This is a genomic window from Paracoccus limosus (assembly GCF_009711185.1).
Taxonomy (GTDB): domain Bacteria; phylum Pseudomonadota; class Alphaproteobacteria; order Rhodobacterales; family Rhodobacteraceae; genus Paracoccus; species Paracoccus limosus.
On record NZ_WMIF01000009.1, the window covers coordinates 46,525 to 61,198 of the forward strand.

Consider the following 14,674-nt stretch of genomic DNA (forward strand, 5'->3'; position numbering starts at 1 on the left):
CGGATCGGCTAATGCGGCATCGCGATCCTGTGCCGCAGGATCGCGTCAAGCACGTTGCGCATATCGTCGCGCCAATGGTCGTGGCGCAGCGGAAACACTGCCAGAAACCAGTCGAGCATCTGCGCCTCGGACGGGTCGGGCGGGCCGCGCCATTGGCCGCGCAATTCGTCAAGATAGCTGTCCAGCCGCCGGGCCGCCTCGTCCTGCTGGCCGTTTTTCCACAGCGCGGCGGCATGCCAGCCGCCGACCGTCGGCATCAGCCCGGCGCCGGCCTCGCATTGCCGCGCCGCCGCCGGGTAATCACCCAGCAGATAGTCGGCGGCGGCCAGATAGATCTGGTGGAATGGCTCTTGCACGGCAGCGTGGCTTTTGGCCTCGGCCGCCAGCGCCGCCGCCTTGACCAGATCGCCGATGAAGGCGAATCCCAGACAGCAGGACACCAGCGTCAGCATATTGCTGCGGTTAAGGCTCAGCGCCTGATCGAAATGGAAATCCGCAAGGTCGAAATAGCCCAGATGACAAAAACACCACGCCAGCACACGATGCGCGCGCGTGTCCATCGGGTCGACCGAGACCGCGACGATGGCGTGATGCATGGCGTCGCGCTTGATCTCTTCGGTCTGCAGGGTGCCGGGCAGCAGCACGTGCCGCACATTCAGGGCCCCGGCCAGCTCGGCATGGGCCGGGCCAAAGCGCGGCGCCTGCGCGGTGATGTCGCGCAGCATCTGCAGCGCCGCGCCCTCGCTTTCGGGCGACCAGCGGTCCAGCAGCGCCTGCGCCTTGAGCCAGCTGTCATAGACCCCCGAGCCGCTTTCGGCCAAGGCCCGGTCCGAGATCACCACCGACAGCGCGCTGGCGATATTGGCCAGCAATTGCCGGACCTTGTGTTCCCATTCGGTCTGCGGCTCCTCGACCCATTCCGACCAGATCAACTCGCCCGAGCCGCGCTGCACCTCGACCGACAGGCGCAGGCGGCCCAACATCAGATAGGGCCGGACCAGCACCAGCGCCTGCACCAGATCCGGCGGGTCGGTCCCGACCAGCCGCCATTCGCGAAACCGTCCCATGCGCATGCGCAGATCGGCAAAGACCACGGTGGTCAGGGGCGCAAGCTCACCCCCGGGCATCTGCGTATCGACCAGTTGCAGCGACAGGTTCAGCTGCGCATCGCGCGTGGCCTGCGGGCCAATGCGGCCACCGCCCGCCGGGTCCAGTTTGATCGCCGCCAAAAGCTCGACCGTCTCGGCCTCGGGTTCCTGATCGAAGGCCTCATCCAGATGGGCGTAAAGCGCGTTGTAGCGTTCGATGGCGCGGGTCGGTCGGCCGCCCTGCCAGTCCATCCGCATCAGGATCCGGGTCGCATTCTCATTCGCGGGCTCCAGCTCGATGGCGAATTCGGCCAGCGCGCGCCGGGTTTCAAGCTGGCTTTCGACATCGGCCAACCGCTGGTCCAGCACCTGCCGGATCGCGGCCAGCAGGGTGGTGCGGCTGATCGCCAGCCAGCTGTCGAACGAGGCGCTGATGCCTTCCAGCTGCAACCCGCGTTCGATCACCGCCCGCACCGGCCGCGCCGCCGCCGGATCCCAGCCCGGTTGCGACAGCGCGGCCAGCAGCTCTTGTTGCAGATCAAATGGCTGGGCCAGACGCAGCGCGACCTCGCCCATGGTGGTCTCAAGGCTGACCGAGGCGTCGGTGGCCGGGATCTCGGCCATGGCCCGGCGGATATGTTTGACCGCCTGCCGATACGAGGCCGAGGCCCTGCGCTCATCGGAATCCTGCCAGAACAGGTCAATGACCTTTTCGGTGCGATGCACCCGCGCCCGGTCGGCCATCAGGAAATACAGAAGCGCCCGCCCCTTGCGCAATCGCACGGCATCCAGAATCCCGAGAAGCATTTGGATCTGCGGCATGCGCGTCTGACCGGGCCAAGTCCTTGGTTTCGAGCAAATCAGCCATAACCCAGAGCCGGTCAAAGGTCCATGCAACTGCGGCCTGCCACGCCCCGCGCGACCCGGCAATCTGCCCATGTGGCGTCAAGGTTGTGGTTCCGCGCATAGAGGTAGATCAGGCGTGGAATCTACACGCCCAATGATTGCAGCCCTGCCCGCAAGCTGGGCAAAGCGTCGGCCCCCGGGCGCCGGAACCGGGGAATGGCGGCCATCGCCCCACTCCCTAGCGTGGGTAGGCCGAGCGGAAACCCGCCCGCCGCAGCCCGTCCAAGGCCCGGACGATGGCCTCGCGGCTGTCAAAGGGGCCGGCCATCAGAAAATGGCGCTTGTTCTTGTCGATGCCGCGCAGCACCGGATAGCCCAAGGCCATCGCCCTGCCGGCCGCACGGCTGGCGGCAGCGCTGTCGGCAAAGCTGCCGAACTGCACGAAGCGCGCCCCGGCCGGGATCATCCCCGGCGCATTGCCTTTCGGCACCTCTTTCGATGTCGGAGCGCTGATGGGCGCGGGTTTGCCCATGTCACGCGGGAGCGGCGTAGCGGGCGCCGAGGTCCGGGCCGTCGGCAGAGGCACCGTGCCCGCCTTGGCCGGCGTGGCCACCGCGCGCAGCAGGGTCGCGGGCTTTGGCTCCGGTCCCTTGACCGCAGCCTCCTCTGCCGGCGCAGCAGCCGCAGCCTCGGCGCCCGGCTGCAATGGCGAGCCGATGGGCCGGGAAAAGGCCAGCCGCGACAGGTCCGAGGCCGGCAGGTTGCCGCAATAGCCCTTGCTGGGATCGCTACCAAGCCGCGCAGGCTCTGCCTTGTCGGGATCGGCCTTTGTCGGCGTTTCGTCATAGCCCAGCAAATCACAAAGCCGGCGGTTCGGTTGCAGATCGCGCGCCATGCCAGCGCGAACGGCCGGAGCGGCGCGCAGGGCGCCGCGCAGCGTCTGCATCGGTGCGCTGTCATGAGGCTCGGGGCCCATGTCAGGCAGCTGCTCCAGCGGGCGCGGATCGCTGACCAGTTCGCCCGCGCGCAGGTTCGGGACCACGGCGCGGGTCAACGCCTCTTCTATCAGCTGGGCGCGGGTCTTGCCGGCATCGGGGTCCAGCGCCCGCAACCGGGGCCGGCCATCGATGCCGCGTTGCGACAGGCTGGGCGGATAGCCGCAGACCGGCTGGCCATCGCGGGTCAGACGCGGGTTCCAACCGCTATCGCCGCGCAGGAACACGCAGCCACGGCTGTCGATATATTGCTGGCCGGGGAAATCCGCAGGCGGGGTTTCCGCCGGGGCCAGATCAAGCGCCAGCGCGGCGGCCGGCGCCAGAACCCAGAACATGACCCATTGCAGCAGCCCCATCGGCCCATCCCCGAATCGTTACCTCGGACGGTGATAGGCCAATGGCGCTGAACAGCCGGTTAACGCCGGCTCATTTCGTGCCGAACATGCGGTCGCCCGCATCGCCAAGACCCGGAACGATATAGCCATGATCGTCCAGCCGTTCGTCCAGCGAGGCGGTCACGATCGGCACATCGGGATGGGCCTCGCGCATCCGCGCCACGCCTTCGGGCGCGGCCAGCAGGCACAGGAAACGCAGGTTCTTGGCGCCTTCCTTTTTCAGCAGATCGATCGCCGCGACCGAGGAATTGCCCGTCGCCAGCATCGGATCGACCACGATGGTCATGCGCGCGTCCAGCTCTTTGGGAACCTTGCAATAATATTGCACCGGCTGCAGCGTCTCGGGGTCGCGGTAAAGCCCGACGAAACCCACCCGCGCCGCCGGGATCAGTTCAAGGATGCCGTCCATCAGCCCGTTGCCCGCGCGCAGGATCGAGATCAGCGCCAGCTTCTTGCCCTCAAGCATCGGCGCCTGCATCGTGGTCAGCGGCGTTTCCACGGTGACGGTGGTCATTTCCAGTTCGCGCGTGACCTCATAGGCCAAAAGCAGGCTGATTTCGCGCAGAAGCCTACGAAAGCTGGCGGTCGAGGTGGTCTTGTCGCGCATCAGGGTCAGCTTGTGCTGCACCAGCGGGTGGTCGACCACGGTAAGATGCTGCGTGGTGGTCTGGCCTTGGGTCATGTGAACTCCTGTTTCAGGCGGTTGCGCGTGTCTTCGTCGCAAAAGGCGGCCTCGGCGGCCCAGAGGTTCATCTGTCGAAACTCGGGATCGCTCCAGCCGAAACTATCGGCGAGCTGCTGGTATTCCCGGTTCAGGCTGGTGTCAAAGAAGGGCGGATCGTCGGTCGAGACGGCAACGCGCACCCCGGCATCGGCCAGCCGCGCAATCGGATGGGCGGCAAGGTTCGGCACCACCCCCAGCGCCACATTCGCCCCCGGACACACCTCCAGCAGGATGCCCTTGTCGGCCAGATAGCGCACCAGCGCCGGGTCCTCGATGGCGCGGATTCCATGGCCGATGCGGGTCACGCCCAGTTCCAGCGCGCCGCGGATACTGTCGGGGCCGCACCATTCGCCGGCATGGGCGGTCAGGCCCAGCTGCGCCTCGCGCGCGCAGTCAAAGGACCATGCGTAATCGCGCGCCTCGCCCACATCCTCGGCCCCGGCAAGGCCCATGCCCGCGACCCAGCCGCCTCCGGTCTCGGCCGCGCAAAGCGCCGTGCGCTTGGCCCGGTCGGGGCCAAGATGGCGGATGCACGTCAGCACGGCGCGGCTGTCGACGCCAGACAGCGCATAGGCGCGGGCGATTTCCTCCATCGCGCCCAGATAGTCACGCCAGGCGAACAGATCACCGCCGCCGCAGAACTCGGGCGAGACGAACAGCTCGACATAGATCGCGCCCTGCTCGCCGCATTCCGACAGCACCGCCGACAGCAGGCGCGCATAATCGGCCGGGGTCTGCAAGGTACTGCAAACAGCTTCATATATGCGAAGGAAGTCCTTGAAACCGTTGTATCTGTAGCGGCCCCGGTCATCGAAGACGCCGCCAAGGTCCAGCTGCTTTTCCGCCGCCAGCCCGCGCACGAAGGCGGGCGGCGCCGCCCCTTCCAGATGCAGATGCAGTTCAACCTTTTTCGACGATTTCACAGGAAGGACACTCCGGGACCAACGGGGAAAAGACCAAGATGCGCCGCGACGCTGGCGCCGATATCGCTGAAACCGACCAGCCCGACAGGCCGCAACCCATAGCCCCAGCCCAGAACCGGCACGCGTTCGCGCGTGTGGTCGGTGCCGCGCCAGCTGGGATCATTGCCGTGATCGGCGGTAAAGATTGCAAGGTCGCCGGGGCGCAGCCGCGCGATCAGCTGCCCGGCGACGGTATCAAACCATTCCAGCGCGGTGGCATAGCCGGCGATGTCGCGGCGATGGCCATAAACGCTGTCGAATTCGACGAAATTGGCGAATGTCAGGCTGCCCGGTTCGGCCTCATCACCCAGACGCAGCAGGTGCCGGGCCAGGTCGGCGTCGGATTTGCCCTTGTGCAGATGTGCGATGCCACGATGCGAGAAGATGTCGCCGATCTTGCCGATGGCATGGGTCGGACGCCCCGCGGCAGTTGCCGCGTCCAGAATGGTCTGGCCGGGCGGCGCGATGGCGTAATCGCGGCGGTTGGCGGTGCGCCGGAACGCGCCGGGCTGGCCGGTAAAGGGCCGGGTGATGACCCGGCCAACGCGCAGCGGATGCACCAGCGCCGCCACCTCGCGACAGAGCCGCTCGAGCCGCTCAAGGCCAAAGCTGTCCTCATGCGCGGCGATCTGCAGCACGCTGTCGACCGAGGTATAGCAGATCGGCCAGCCGCTTTGCAGATGCGCGGGGCCCAGCTGCTCGATGATCTCGGTGCCGGACGCGTGTTCATCACCCAGAATGCCCTCGGTGCCGGCCAGCCGCGCAATGGCCGCCGAAAGCTCGGGCGGAAAGCTGGGCCGGGTATTCGGGAAATAGTGCCAGTCCCAGGGGACGGGCACGCCCGCGATCTCCCAATGGCCAGAAGGTGTATCCTTGCCGCGCGAGATCTCGGTCGCGGCCCCCCACAGGCCCTGCGGCGCAGCGCCAAGGCCCGACGCCTCATCGCCGCTGGCCAGCCGGACCGCCGCCCCCAGCCCCAGCCGGTCGAGGTTCGGCATATGCAGCGGCTGCGCCTGCGCGATATGGGCCAGCGTATTGGCGCCGGTATCGGGCAGGCCGGCGTTGAAATAGCTTGCGGCATCCGGCGCACCGCCGATGCCGACCGAGTCCATCACGATGAGAAAGGCGCGGTTCCCGTTCATTTCGGCAGCACCTCATGGCGGATCAACGGGCCGGGCGCCGGGCCGTCGCCCAACAGATAGGCGGCTTGCAGCGTAGCAACGGCGGCCTCGGCGGCAGCGGGGCTGGCGGCGTGGACAAAACCCAGCGGCCGGCCGGCCTCGGCCGTCTCGCCGATGCGCAGCAGGTCCGAAAAGCCCACGCGCGGGTCGACGCGGTCCGCCGCCCGCAACCGACCGCCGCCAAGCGCGACCACGGCATGGCCGATGGCCTCGACATCTATCGCGGCCACGCGGCCCATGGCGGGCACCGGACGGATCACCGGCGCCGGGGCCAGATGGCGGTCGGGATGTTCCAGCAAATCGGCCGGCCCGCCCTGCGCCGCGATCATGCGGGCAAACCGCTCGGCCGCAGCGCCGGAACCCAGCGCCTGCGCCGCCCCGGCATCATCAAGCCCGCCCAGATCCAGACAGGCCTCGGACAGGTCCAGCGACAGATCACGCAGCGCGCCGGGCGCCCCGGTCAGCACGGCAATCGCCTCGCGCAGTTCCAGTGCATTGCCGGCAGCACGGCCCAGCGGCTGGTCCATGTCGGTGACAAAGGCATGCGAGCGGCAGCCGGCGCCGCTGGCCGTATCGACCAGCGCACGCGCCAGCCGATGCGCCGCGTCAAAGCTGCGCAGAAAGGCGCCCGAGCCCTGTTTGACATCCAGCACCAGCCCGTCCAGCCCCGCCGCCAGCTTCTTGGACAGGATCGAGGCGCAGATCAGCTCGACCGAGCCCACCGTCGCGCTTTCGTCGCGGATGCCGTAAAGGCGGGCATCGGCCGGGGCCAGATCGGGCCCCGCCGCGACGATGGCGCAGCCGACCTCGGCCACGACGCGGCGCAGTTCGGCCTCGGGCAGGTCGCAGCGCAGGCCCGGCACTGCCTCGAGCTTGTCGAGCGTGCCGCCGGTATGGCCCAGACCCCGCCCCGAAATCATCGGGCAGAATGCCCCGCAAGCCGCCAGCACCGGCGCCAGCACCAGACTGACCGTGTCGCCGATGCCACCGGTGGAGTGTTTGTCCAGCATCGGGCCGGGCAGATCCCATTGCATGACGCGGCCGGAATCGCGCATCGCCTGCGTCAGCGCCAGCCGCCCCGGATCGTCCAGACCGCGCAACAGCACCGCCATGGCGAATGCGGCGGCCTGCGCATCGGTGATCCAGCCGCGCGTCAGCCCTGTGGCGATCAGCCGCGCGCTGGCCTCGTCCAGCCCGCGACCGTCGCGGATCGCGGCGATGACCGGGCGCGGATCGGCTGGGCTCATTCGCTGCCCGACATATGCGAGGCATCGAAACGCCCCGGCAGCAGCGCGGAGATGGTCGTCCGAAGCTCCTGCCCCGAGGTGGTGGCCAGCAGCACCGGCGTGTCGGGCCTGCCGAATTCGGCCAGCTTTTGCCGGCAACCGCCGCAGGGCGGCACCGGGCTTGGGCTGTCGGCGATCACCGCCACCTCGACCAGCTCCGTTTCGCCCGAGGCGACCATCAGCGCGATGGCCCCGGCCTCGGCGCAAGTGCCCTCGGGATAGGCGACATTTTCCACATTGCAGCCGTGATAGATGGCGCCCGAGGCACCGCGCACCGCCGCGCCGACCTTGAACCGAGAATAGGGCACATAGGCCCTGTCCCGCACTGCCCGCGCCGCCTCCAGAAGCGTCATGCCCAGCCCTTCACATCATCGTTGCCCCTTGTCTGGCATCATTGCGCGCGCCACCGCAGGGTTGCAAGTCCGCCAACAGCGCCCACACCCCCTGTTCCCCGGCGAAGAATTAGTTTAACGCTGAACCATCTTGAGAGGAGGTCGCCCGATGGAAGAACGCAGGCAGGATAGCGCAAGGCAGGCCGCGCTGGATTATCATGAATTTCCGCGCCCCGGCAAACTCGAGGTGCGCGCCACCAAGCCGCTTGCCAACGGTCGCGACCTCAGCCGCGCCTATTCGCCCGGCGTGGCCGAGGCCTGTCTGGAGATCAAGGCCGATCCCGCGACGGCCGCCCGCTACACCGCGCGCGGCAACCTCGTTGCCGTCGTCTCGAACGGCACGGCCGTGCTGGGTCTGGGCAATATCGGCGCGCTGGCCTCGAAGCCGGTGATGGAGGGCAAGGCGGTGCTCTTCAAGAAATTCGCCAATATCGACTGTTTCGACATCGAGGTCGATCAGCCCGACCCCGAAAAGCTGGCCGAGATCGTCTGCGCGCTGGAGCCGAGCTTTGGCGCCATCAACCTTGAAGACATCAAGGCCCCCGACTGTTTCATCGTCGAAAAGATCTGCCGCGAGCGGATGAACATTCCGGTGTTCCACGACGACCAGCACGGCACCGCTATCGTGGTGGGTGCGGCCGCGACCAACGCGCTGCATATCGCCGGCAAGCGGTTCGAAGATATCAAGGTCGTCTCGACCGGCGGCGGCGCGGCCGGCATCGCCTGCCTGAACATGCTGCTGAAACTGGGCGTCAAGCGCGAGAACGTCTGGCTCTGCGACATCGCCGGTCTGGTCTATCAGGGCCGGCAGGAACAGATGACGCCGCAAAAGGCGGAATATGCTCAGGATACCGATCTGCGCAGCCTGGCCGAGGTCATCGACGGCGCCGACCTGTTCCTTGGCCTGTCCGGGCCGGGCGTTCTGACGCCCGAAATGGTGGCCAAGATGGCGCCGCGCCCGATCATCTTTGCGCTGGCGAACCCGAACCCGGAAATCTCGCCCGAGGACGCGCGTGCCGTTGCCCCCGATGCGATCATCGCCACCGGCCGTTCGGACTACCCGAACCAGGTCAACAACGTGCTGTGTTTCCCCTTCATCTTTCGCGGCGCGCTGGATGTGGGCGCGACCACGATCAATGACGAAATGCAGCTGGCCTGTATCGAGGGCATTGCGGCGCTTGCCCGCGCCACCACCTCGGCCGAGGCGGCCATGGCCTATCGCGGCGAGACGCTGACCTTCGGCGCCGAATACCTGATCCCGAAGCCCTTTGACCCGCGCCTGATCGGCGTCGTCTCGACCGCAGTGGCCCGCGCCGCCATGGAAACCGGCGTCGCCACCCGGCCCCTGGACGACATCGAGGCCTACAAGCGCAAGCTCGACGGTTCGGTCTTCCGCTCGGCCATGATCATGCGCCCGGTTTTCGAGGCGGCGGCGACGGCCAAACGCCGCATCGTCTTTGCCGAGGGCGAGGATGAGCGCGTGCTGCGCGCCGCCAACGCCATGCTTGAAGAAACCACCGACACGCCGATCCTGATCGGCCGTCCCGACGTGATCGAGACCCGCGCCGAACGCGCCGGCCTGCCGATCCGCCCCGGCCGCGACTTCGAGATCGTGAACCCCGAAAACGACCCGCGCTACCGCGATTACTGGGGCACCTATCACGATCTGATGGCCCGGCGCGGCGTCACCCCCGAGGTCGCCCGCGCCATCATGCGCACCAATACCACCGCCATCGGCGCGGTCATGGTCCATCGCGGCGAGGCCGACAGCCTGATCTGCGGCACCTTCGGCCAATACAGCTGGCACCTGAACTACATCAATCAGGTGCTGGCGCGCGACGGGCGCAAGGCGCAAGGCGCGCTGTCGCTTCTGATCCTCGAAGACGGGCCGCTGTTCATCGCCGATACGCAGGTGAACCACGTCCCCTCGCCCGAGCAGATCGCCGAAATCACCATCGGCGCCGCCCGTCACGTCCGCCGCTTTGGCGTCACGCCCAAGATTGCGCTGTGCTGCCATTCGCAATTCGGCAACCTCGACACCGACTCGGGACGGCGGATGCGCGAGGCGCTGGACATTCTGCGCGCGCGCAATGTCGATTTCATGTTCGACGGCGAAATGCATGTCGATGCGGCGCTGGACCCGCATGTGCGCGACCGGCTGCTGCCGCAATCGAATCTCGACGGTGCGGCGAATGTGCTGATCTTTGGCGGCACCGATGCGGCCTCGGGTGTGCGCAACGCGCTCAAGCTCAAGGCGAACGGGCTGGAGGTCGGGCCGATCCTGATGGGCATGGGCAACCGCGCCCACATCGTCACCCCCTCGATCACCACGCGCGGCCTCTTGAACATGAGCGTGCTGGCCGGCACCCCGGTCGGCCATTACGGCTGATTCGATCCCGAACCCACGAACGCGCGGCGATTTTTTGCAAAACGCCGCGCGTTTTTCTGTTCCCCGCAAAGCGCACGCCATTTTGCAAAATACGCGTGCCGACTGAGACAATTTCTGCAAAATTCTGCATGCGCCGCGCCCGCTTTGGGCGATAACAGCCTTGCCGGCCTTGCCGCCCCGCGCCTAGATCGCGGCAGTTTTGGGGAGGAGGAACGTCATGGGCTATCGCGAGATCTATTCTGCCTGGCAGGCCGATCCGGAGGCATTCTGGATGCAGGCCGCCGAGGCGATCGACTGGGTCCGCAAACCGTCGAAGGCGCTTTTCGACGAAAACGCCCCGATCTACGAATGGTTCTCGGATGGCATGGTCAATGCCTGCTGGAACGCCGTCGACCGCCATGTCGAGGCCGGGCGCGGCGACCAGATCGCCATCATGCACGAAAGCCCGATCACGCTCTCGACCAAGGGGCTGACCTATGCCCAGCTGCAAAAGCGTGTGGCCTCGCTGGCCGGCGCGCTGCGGATGCGCGGCGTCGAAAAGGGCGACCGCGTCATCATCTACATGCCGATGATCCCCGAGGCGCTCGAAGCGATGCTGGCCTGCGCCCGTCTCGGCGCCATCCATTCGGTAGTTTTCGGCGGTTTTGCCGCCAGCGAACTGGCCGTGCGCATCGACGATTGCCAACCCAAGGCGATCATTGCCGCCTCTTGCGGGTTGGAGCCGAACCGGGTCGTGCATTACAAGCCGCTTCTGGACGCCGCCATCGATCAGGCCAGCCACAAGCCGGAATTTTGCGTCATCTTCCAGCGCGAACAAGAGGTCGCCAAGCTGATCGAGGGTCGCGATTTCAGCTGGCACGGTTTCCAATATGGCGTGAAGCCCGCCGAATGCGTCCCGGTCGAGGGCAATCACCCGGCCTATATCCTTTACACCTCGGGTACGACCGGCCAGCCCAAGGGCGTGGTGCGCCACACCGCCGGCCATCTGGTCGCGCTGCAATGGTCGATGAAGAACATCTACAATATCGAGGCTGGCGACCGCTTCTGGGCCGCCTCGGACGTGGGTTGGGTCGTCGGCCACAGCTATATCTGTTATGGCCCGTTGATCGCCGGCGGCACCACCGTGGTCTTCGAAGGCAAGCCGGTCGGCACGCCGCATCCGGGCGTGTTCTGGCGCATCATCCAGAACCACCGCATCAAAAGCTTCTTTACCGCACCCACCGCGCTGCGCGCGATCCGGCGCGAGGATCCGAACGGCGAATGGATCCGGCGCTACAAGCTGCATGACCTGCAGGCACTGTTCCTGGCCGGCGAGCGCGCCGATCCCGATACGGTGAAATGGGCCCAAGACCATCTGGGCGTCCCCGTGGTCGATCACTGGTGGCAGACGGAAACCGGCTGGGCCATCGCGGCCAACCCCATCGGCATCGAGACGCTGCCGACCAAACTTGGCAGCCCTTCGGTGCCGATGCCCGGCTATGACGTGCAGGTGCTGGACGAAGGCGGCAACCCGGTGCCCCCCGGCACGCTGGGCGCTATCGCCATCAAGCTGCCCCTGCCCCCCGGCACGCTGCCGACACTGTGGAATGCCGAAAGCCGCTTCCGCAAAAGCTATCTCGACCATTTCCCGGGCTATTACGAAACCGGCGATGCGGGCTATGTCGACGAGGACGGCTATCTCTACATCATGGCGCGCACCGATGACGTGATCAACGTCGCCGGCCATCGCCTCTCGACCGGCGCGATGGAGGAAGTGCTGGCCAGCCACCCCGCCGTCGCCGAATGCGCCGTCATCGGCGTGGCCGACAGCCTCAAGGGCCAGTCGCCGCTGGGCTTCCTCTGCCTCAAGGCCGGGGTCGACACGCCCCATGCCAAGGTGGTCGCCGAGGTGGTCAAGCTGGTGCGCGAACGCATCGGCCCGGTCGCGGCCTTCAAGGAAGCCTGCGTCGTGGACCGCCTGCCCAAGACCCGCTCGGGCAAGATCCTGCGCGCCACGATGGCGAAGATCGCCGATGGCGAGGCCTTCAAGATGCCCGCCACCATCGACGATCCGGCAGTTCTGGACGAAATCACCGAGGCGCTGCGCCAACTGGGCTATCCGCAGGTCGCGACAGCAGGCTGACCGCGGCGCCTACGGCAGCGCCGCATGGGTATTTGGAAAATGGCGAAAGACCGGACGGCGCGCCCGCTGCTCCGGTTCTTTCGTGGTCAAATATCCTCGGGGGTCCGGGGGCAGACAGCCCCCGGTGCCATGGTCTCAGGCGATCTCGGCGCCCAAAGCCTGCATCAGCGGCAGGAAATCGGGGAAGGAGGTCGCGATCGGGCTGCCGTCATCGACGCTGATCGGCTGCTGCGAGGCCAGACCGGCAACGAGGAAGGACATGGCGATGCGGTGGTCGATATGGGTCGCCGCCGTAGCGCCGCCCGTCAGCCCGCCGGTGCCTTCGACGGTCATGCTGTCCTCGGTCGAGGTGACCTTGGCGCCATTGGCGATCAGCCCGTCTTCCATCGCGGCGATGCGGTCGCTTTCCTTGACGCGCAATTCATGCACGCCCTGCATCACCGTCATGCCTTCGGCGAAGCAGGCGATGACCGACAGGATCGGAAACTCGTCGATCATGCTGGCGGCGCGTTCGGCGGGAACGGTCACGCCCTTCAGCGCCGAGTGGCGGACCAGCAGGTCAGCGACGGGCTCGCCGCCCTCTTCGCGCTGGTTTTCAAAGGTAATGTCGGCGCCCATTTCCACGAGCGTGACATAGAGGCCATCGCGGGTCGGGTTGCGGCTGACGCCGGGCACACGGATTTCCGAGCCGGGCACGATCAGCGCCGCCGCCACCGGAAAGGCCGCGCTGGAGGGGTCGCGCGGCACCGCGACCGGTTGCGGTTTCAGCTCGGGGCGGCCAGTCAGGGTGATGACGCGGCCCTCGTCGGTGATCTCGGTGGTGATGGTGGCGCCAAAGCCTGCCAGCATGCGCTCGGTATGGTCGCGGGTCGGCTCGGATTCGATGACCACGGTCTGCCCGGGCGCGTTCAGCCCGGCGAGCAGCACCGCCGATTTGATCTGAGCGCTGGCGACCGGGGTCTTGTAGCGCACCGGCACCGGATCGGCGGCGCCCTTGATCGTCACCGGCAGGCGCTTGCCTTCGCGCGCGGTGACCTCGCAGCCGAAGAGTTCCAGCGGGTCGGTCACCCGCCCCATCGGGCGGCGCGACAGGCTGGCATCGCCGGTGAAGGTGGCAGAGATCGGCGTGGTCGCCATCGCCCCCATGATCAGCCGCACGCCGGTGCCGGAGTTGCCGCAATCGATCACGCCCTCGGGCTCCGCAAAGCCGCCGACGCCGACGCCGTTGACCTTCCATTCACCGATCCCCAGACGCTCGATCTGCGCGCCAAAGGCCTGCATGGCCTTGGCGGTGTCCAGCACGTCCTGTCCTTCCAGAAGGCCGGTGATATGCGTCTCGCCAACCGACAGCGCGCCGAGGATCAGCGCGCGGTGGCTGATCGACTTGTCGCCGGGGATGCGGGCCTCGCCCCTGAGCGGGCCCGAGCGGCGCGCGGTCATCGGAAGCGGTTCGGCGGAATGTGACATCGGGGCCCCCTCGTGCTTGTCGCGCAAGGTGATAGCGGTCACGGGCGCCGGGCGCAATGCGCCGGAGTGGCGCGCCCCGAATTCAGCCGGTGAATTCAGCCCGTGCCGAATTCAACCCTGCCGGCGGAAGGTGACGTAATGCGGCACCCGGCCCTCGCGCAGGGCTTTTTGCTCATAACGGGTCGACAGCCAGTCGTCCCAAGGCTGCGGCCCTTCATGGACCAGATCGAATCCCGCGCCCGGCACCTCTTCCAGCGTCTGGCGGACATAATCGGGAATGTCGGTTGCCACGCGAAATTCGGCGCCGGGCTTCATGACACGGGCCAGCGGGATCAGATGCTCGGGCGTGACGAAGCGGCGGCGGTGGTGGCGCGCCTTGGGCCATGGATCGGGATAGTTCAGGAAAGCCTTGTCGATCGATTGCGCCGGCAGCACGTCCATCAGGTCGCGCGCATCGCCCGGATGCACGCTGACATTCTGCACTCCGGCGGCGCGGATCTTGCCCAGAAGCATGGCGACGCCGTTGATGAAGGGCTCGCAGCCGATGATGCCGATTTCGGGATAGCGCGCGGCCATGTGGACCATGTGCTCGCCGCCGCCAAAGCCGACCTCCAGCCAGACCGGGCGGGCATCGCCAAAGATCGTCGTGGGATCCACCGGCTTGCGTTCGGGGTTCTCAACATGGGTGATGCCGCGCGGCCGCAACTCGCCGAGATCCTCGGAGAGATAGCCCTTTTGCGACTGGCGCAGGGTCTTGCCATGACGGCGGCCGTAGAAGTTGCGGCGCGGCGGATTGGGATCGAATTCTGACTTTTCGCTCATGCGGG

At 67.0% G+C, this 14,674-nt stretch carries 11 protein-coding genes; 2 read left to right on the plus strand and 9 right to left on the minus strand.

Annotation, left to right across the window (positions count from 1 at the left end):
- Nucleotides 1-8 precede the first annotated feature (8 nt).
- From GL279_RS08315 to GL279_RS08345, 7 genes are all read right to left on the minus strand, one after another.
- A complete protein-coding gene (locus tag GL279_RS08315; protein WP_155064167.1) occupies nucleotides 9-1,910 on the minus strand; it encodes an AfsR/SARP family transcriptional regulator in 1,902 nt (633 codons plus the stop codon).
- Between the two features lie 262 nt (nucleotides 1,911-2,172).
- Nucleotides 2,173-3,285, minus strand: coding sequence for an SPOR domain-containing protein (locus GL279_RS08320; protein ID WP_155064168.1), 1,113 nt, complete (start codon nucleotides 3,283-3,285; stop codon nucleotides 2,173-2,175).
- A gap of 70 nt (nucleotides 3,286-3,355) precedes the next feature.
- Nucleotides 3,356-4,006 carry a uracil phosphoribosyltransferase gene (gene upp / locus GL279_RS08325; RefSeq protein WP_155064169.1) on the minus strand — a complete coding sequence of 217 codons (651 nt, stop codon included), beginning with the start codon at nucleotides 4,004-4,006 and terminating at the stop codon, nucleotides 3,356-3,358.
- The gene (locus GL279_RS08330) at nucleotides 4,003-4,971 is read right to left on the minus strand and encodes an adenosine deaminase (RefSeq protein WP_343039748.1); all 969 of its coding nucleotides are present in this window, start codon (nucleotides 4,969-4,971) and stop codon (nucleotides 4,003-4,005) included. Before GL279_RS08330 ends, upp begins: the two co-directional genes overlap by 4 nt.
- On the minus strand, nucleotides 4,968-6,152 hold the full coding sequence (locus GL279_RS08335) for a phosphopentomutase (RefSeq protein ID WP_155064171.1): 1,185 nt from the start codon (nucleotides 6,150-6,152) through the stop codon (nucleotides 4,968-4,970). The genes GL279_RS08330 and GL279_RS08335 overlap by 4 nt, the downstream gene beginning before the upstream one ends.
- On the minus strand, nucleotides 6,149-7,438 hold the full coding sequence (locus GL279_RS08340) for a thymidine phosphorylase (RefSeq protein ID WP_155064172.1): 1,290 nt from the start codon (nucleotides 7,436-7,438) through the stop codon (nucleotides 6,149-6,151). Before GL279_RS08340 ends, GL279_RS08335 begins: the two co-directional genes overlap by 4 nt.
- Nucleotides 7,435-7,830 carry a cytidine deaminase gene (locus GL279_RS08345; RefSeq protein ID WP_155064173.1) on the minus strand — a complete coding sequence of 132 codons (396 nt, stop codon included), beginning with the start codon at nucleotides 7,828-7,830 and terminating at the stop codon, nucleotides 7,435-7,437. Before GL279_RS08345 ends, GL279_RS08340 begins: the two co-directional genes overlap by 4 nt.
- Before the next feature lie 148 nt (nucleotides 7,831-7,978).
- On the opposite strand from GL279_RS08345, the gene GL279_RS08350 reads away from it, so the two are divergent.
- Together GL279_RS08350 and GL279_RS08355 are read left to right on the plus strand one after the other, a co-directional pair.
- Nucleotides 7,979-10,258 (plus strand): NADP-dependent malic enzyme, encoded by a 2,280-nt coding sequence (locus GL279_RS08350; protein ID WP_155064174.1) that lies wholly within the window; start codon nucleotides 7,979-7,981, stop codon nucleotides 10,256-10,258.
- A 217-nt stretch (nucleotides 10,259-10,475) separates the two neighbouring features.
- Nucleotides 10,476-12,380, plus strand: a complete 1,905-nt coding sequence (locus GL279_RS08355) for a propionyl-CoA synthetase (RefSeq protein WP_155064175.1) — start codon at nucleotides 10,476-10,478, stop codon at nucleotides 12,378-12,380.
- Nucleotides 12,381-12,515: 135 nt separating this feature from the next.
- On the opposite strand, the gene aroA is transcribed toward GL279_RS08355, so the two are convergent.
- Both aroA and trmB read right to left on the minus strand, forming a co-directional pair.
- A complete protein-coding gene (aroA, locus tag GL279_RS08360; RefSeq protein ID WP_155064176.1) occupies nucleotides 12,516-13,847 on the minus strand; it encodes a 3-phosphoshikimate 1-carboxyvinyltransferase in 1,332 nt (443 codons plus the stop codon).
- 111 nt (nucleotides 13,848-13,958) lie between these two features.
- A complete protein-coding gene (trmB, locus tag GL279_RS08365) occupies nucleotides 13,959-14,669 on the minus strand; it encodes a tRNA (guanine(46)-N(7))-methyltransferase TrmB (protein ID WP_155064177.1) in 711 nt (236 codons plus the stop codon).
- Between the last annotated feature and the right edge of the window lie 5 nt (nucleotides 14,670-14,674).

Bases quoted from the DNA above. Each gene is read 5' to 3' on its own strand.
- GL279_RS08315 (WP_155064167.1), bottom strand. From the start codon at position 1,910: ATGCCGCAGATCCAAATGCTTCTCGGGATTCTGGATGCCGTGCGATTG.
- GL279_RS08320 (WP_155064168.1), bottom strand. From the start codon at position 3,285: ATGGGGCTGCTGCAATGGGTCATGTTCTGGGTTCTGGCGCCGGCCGCC.
- upp (WP_155064169.1), bottom strand. From the start codon at position 4,006: ATGACCCAAGGCCAGACCACCACGCAGCATCTTACCGTGGTCGACCAC.
- GL279_RS08335 (WP_155064171.1), bottom strand. From the start codon at position 6,152: ATGAACGGGAACCGCGCCTTTCTCATCGTGATGGACTCGGTCGGCATC.
- GL279_RS08340 (WP_155064172.1), bottom strand. From the start codon at position 7,438: ATGAGCCCAGCCGATCCGCGCCCGGTCATCGCCGCGATCCGCGACGGT.
- GL279_RS08345 (WP_155064173.1), bottom strand. From the start codon at position 7,830: ATGACGCTTCTGGAGGCGGCGCGGGCAGTGCGGGACAGGGCCTATGTG.
- GL279_RS08350 (WP_155064174.1), top strand. From the start codon at position 7,979: ATGGAAGAACGCAGGCAGGATAGCGCAAGGCAGGCCGCGCTGGATTAT.
- GL279_RS08355 (WP_155064175.1), top strand. From the start codon at position 10,476: ATGGGCTATCGCGAGATCTATTCTGCCTGGCAGGCCGATCCGGAGGCA.
- aroA (WP_155064176.1), bottom strand. From the start codon at position 13,847: ATGTCACATTCCGCCGAACCGCTTCCGATGACCGCGCGCCGCTCGGGC.
- trmB (WP_155064177.1), bottom strand. From the start codon at position 14,669: ATGAGCGAAAAGTCAGAATTCGATCCCAATCCGCCGCGCCGCAACTTC.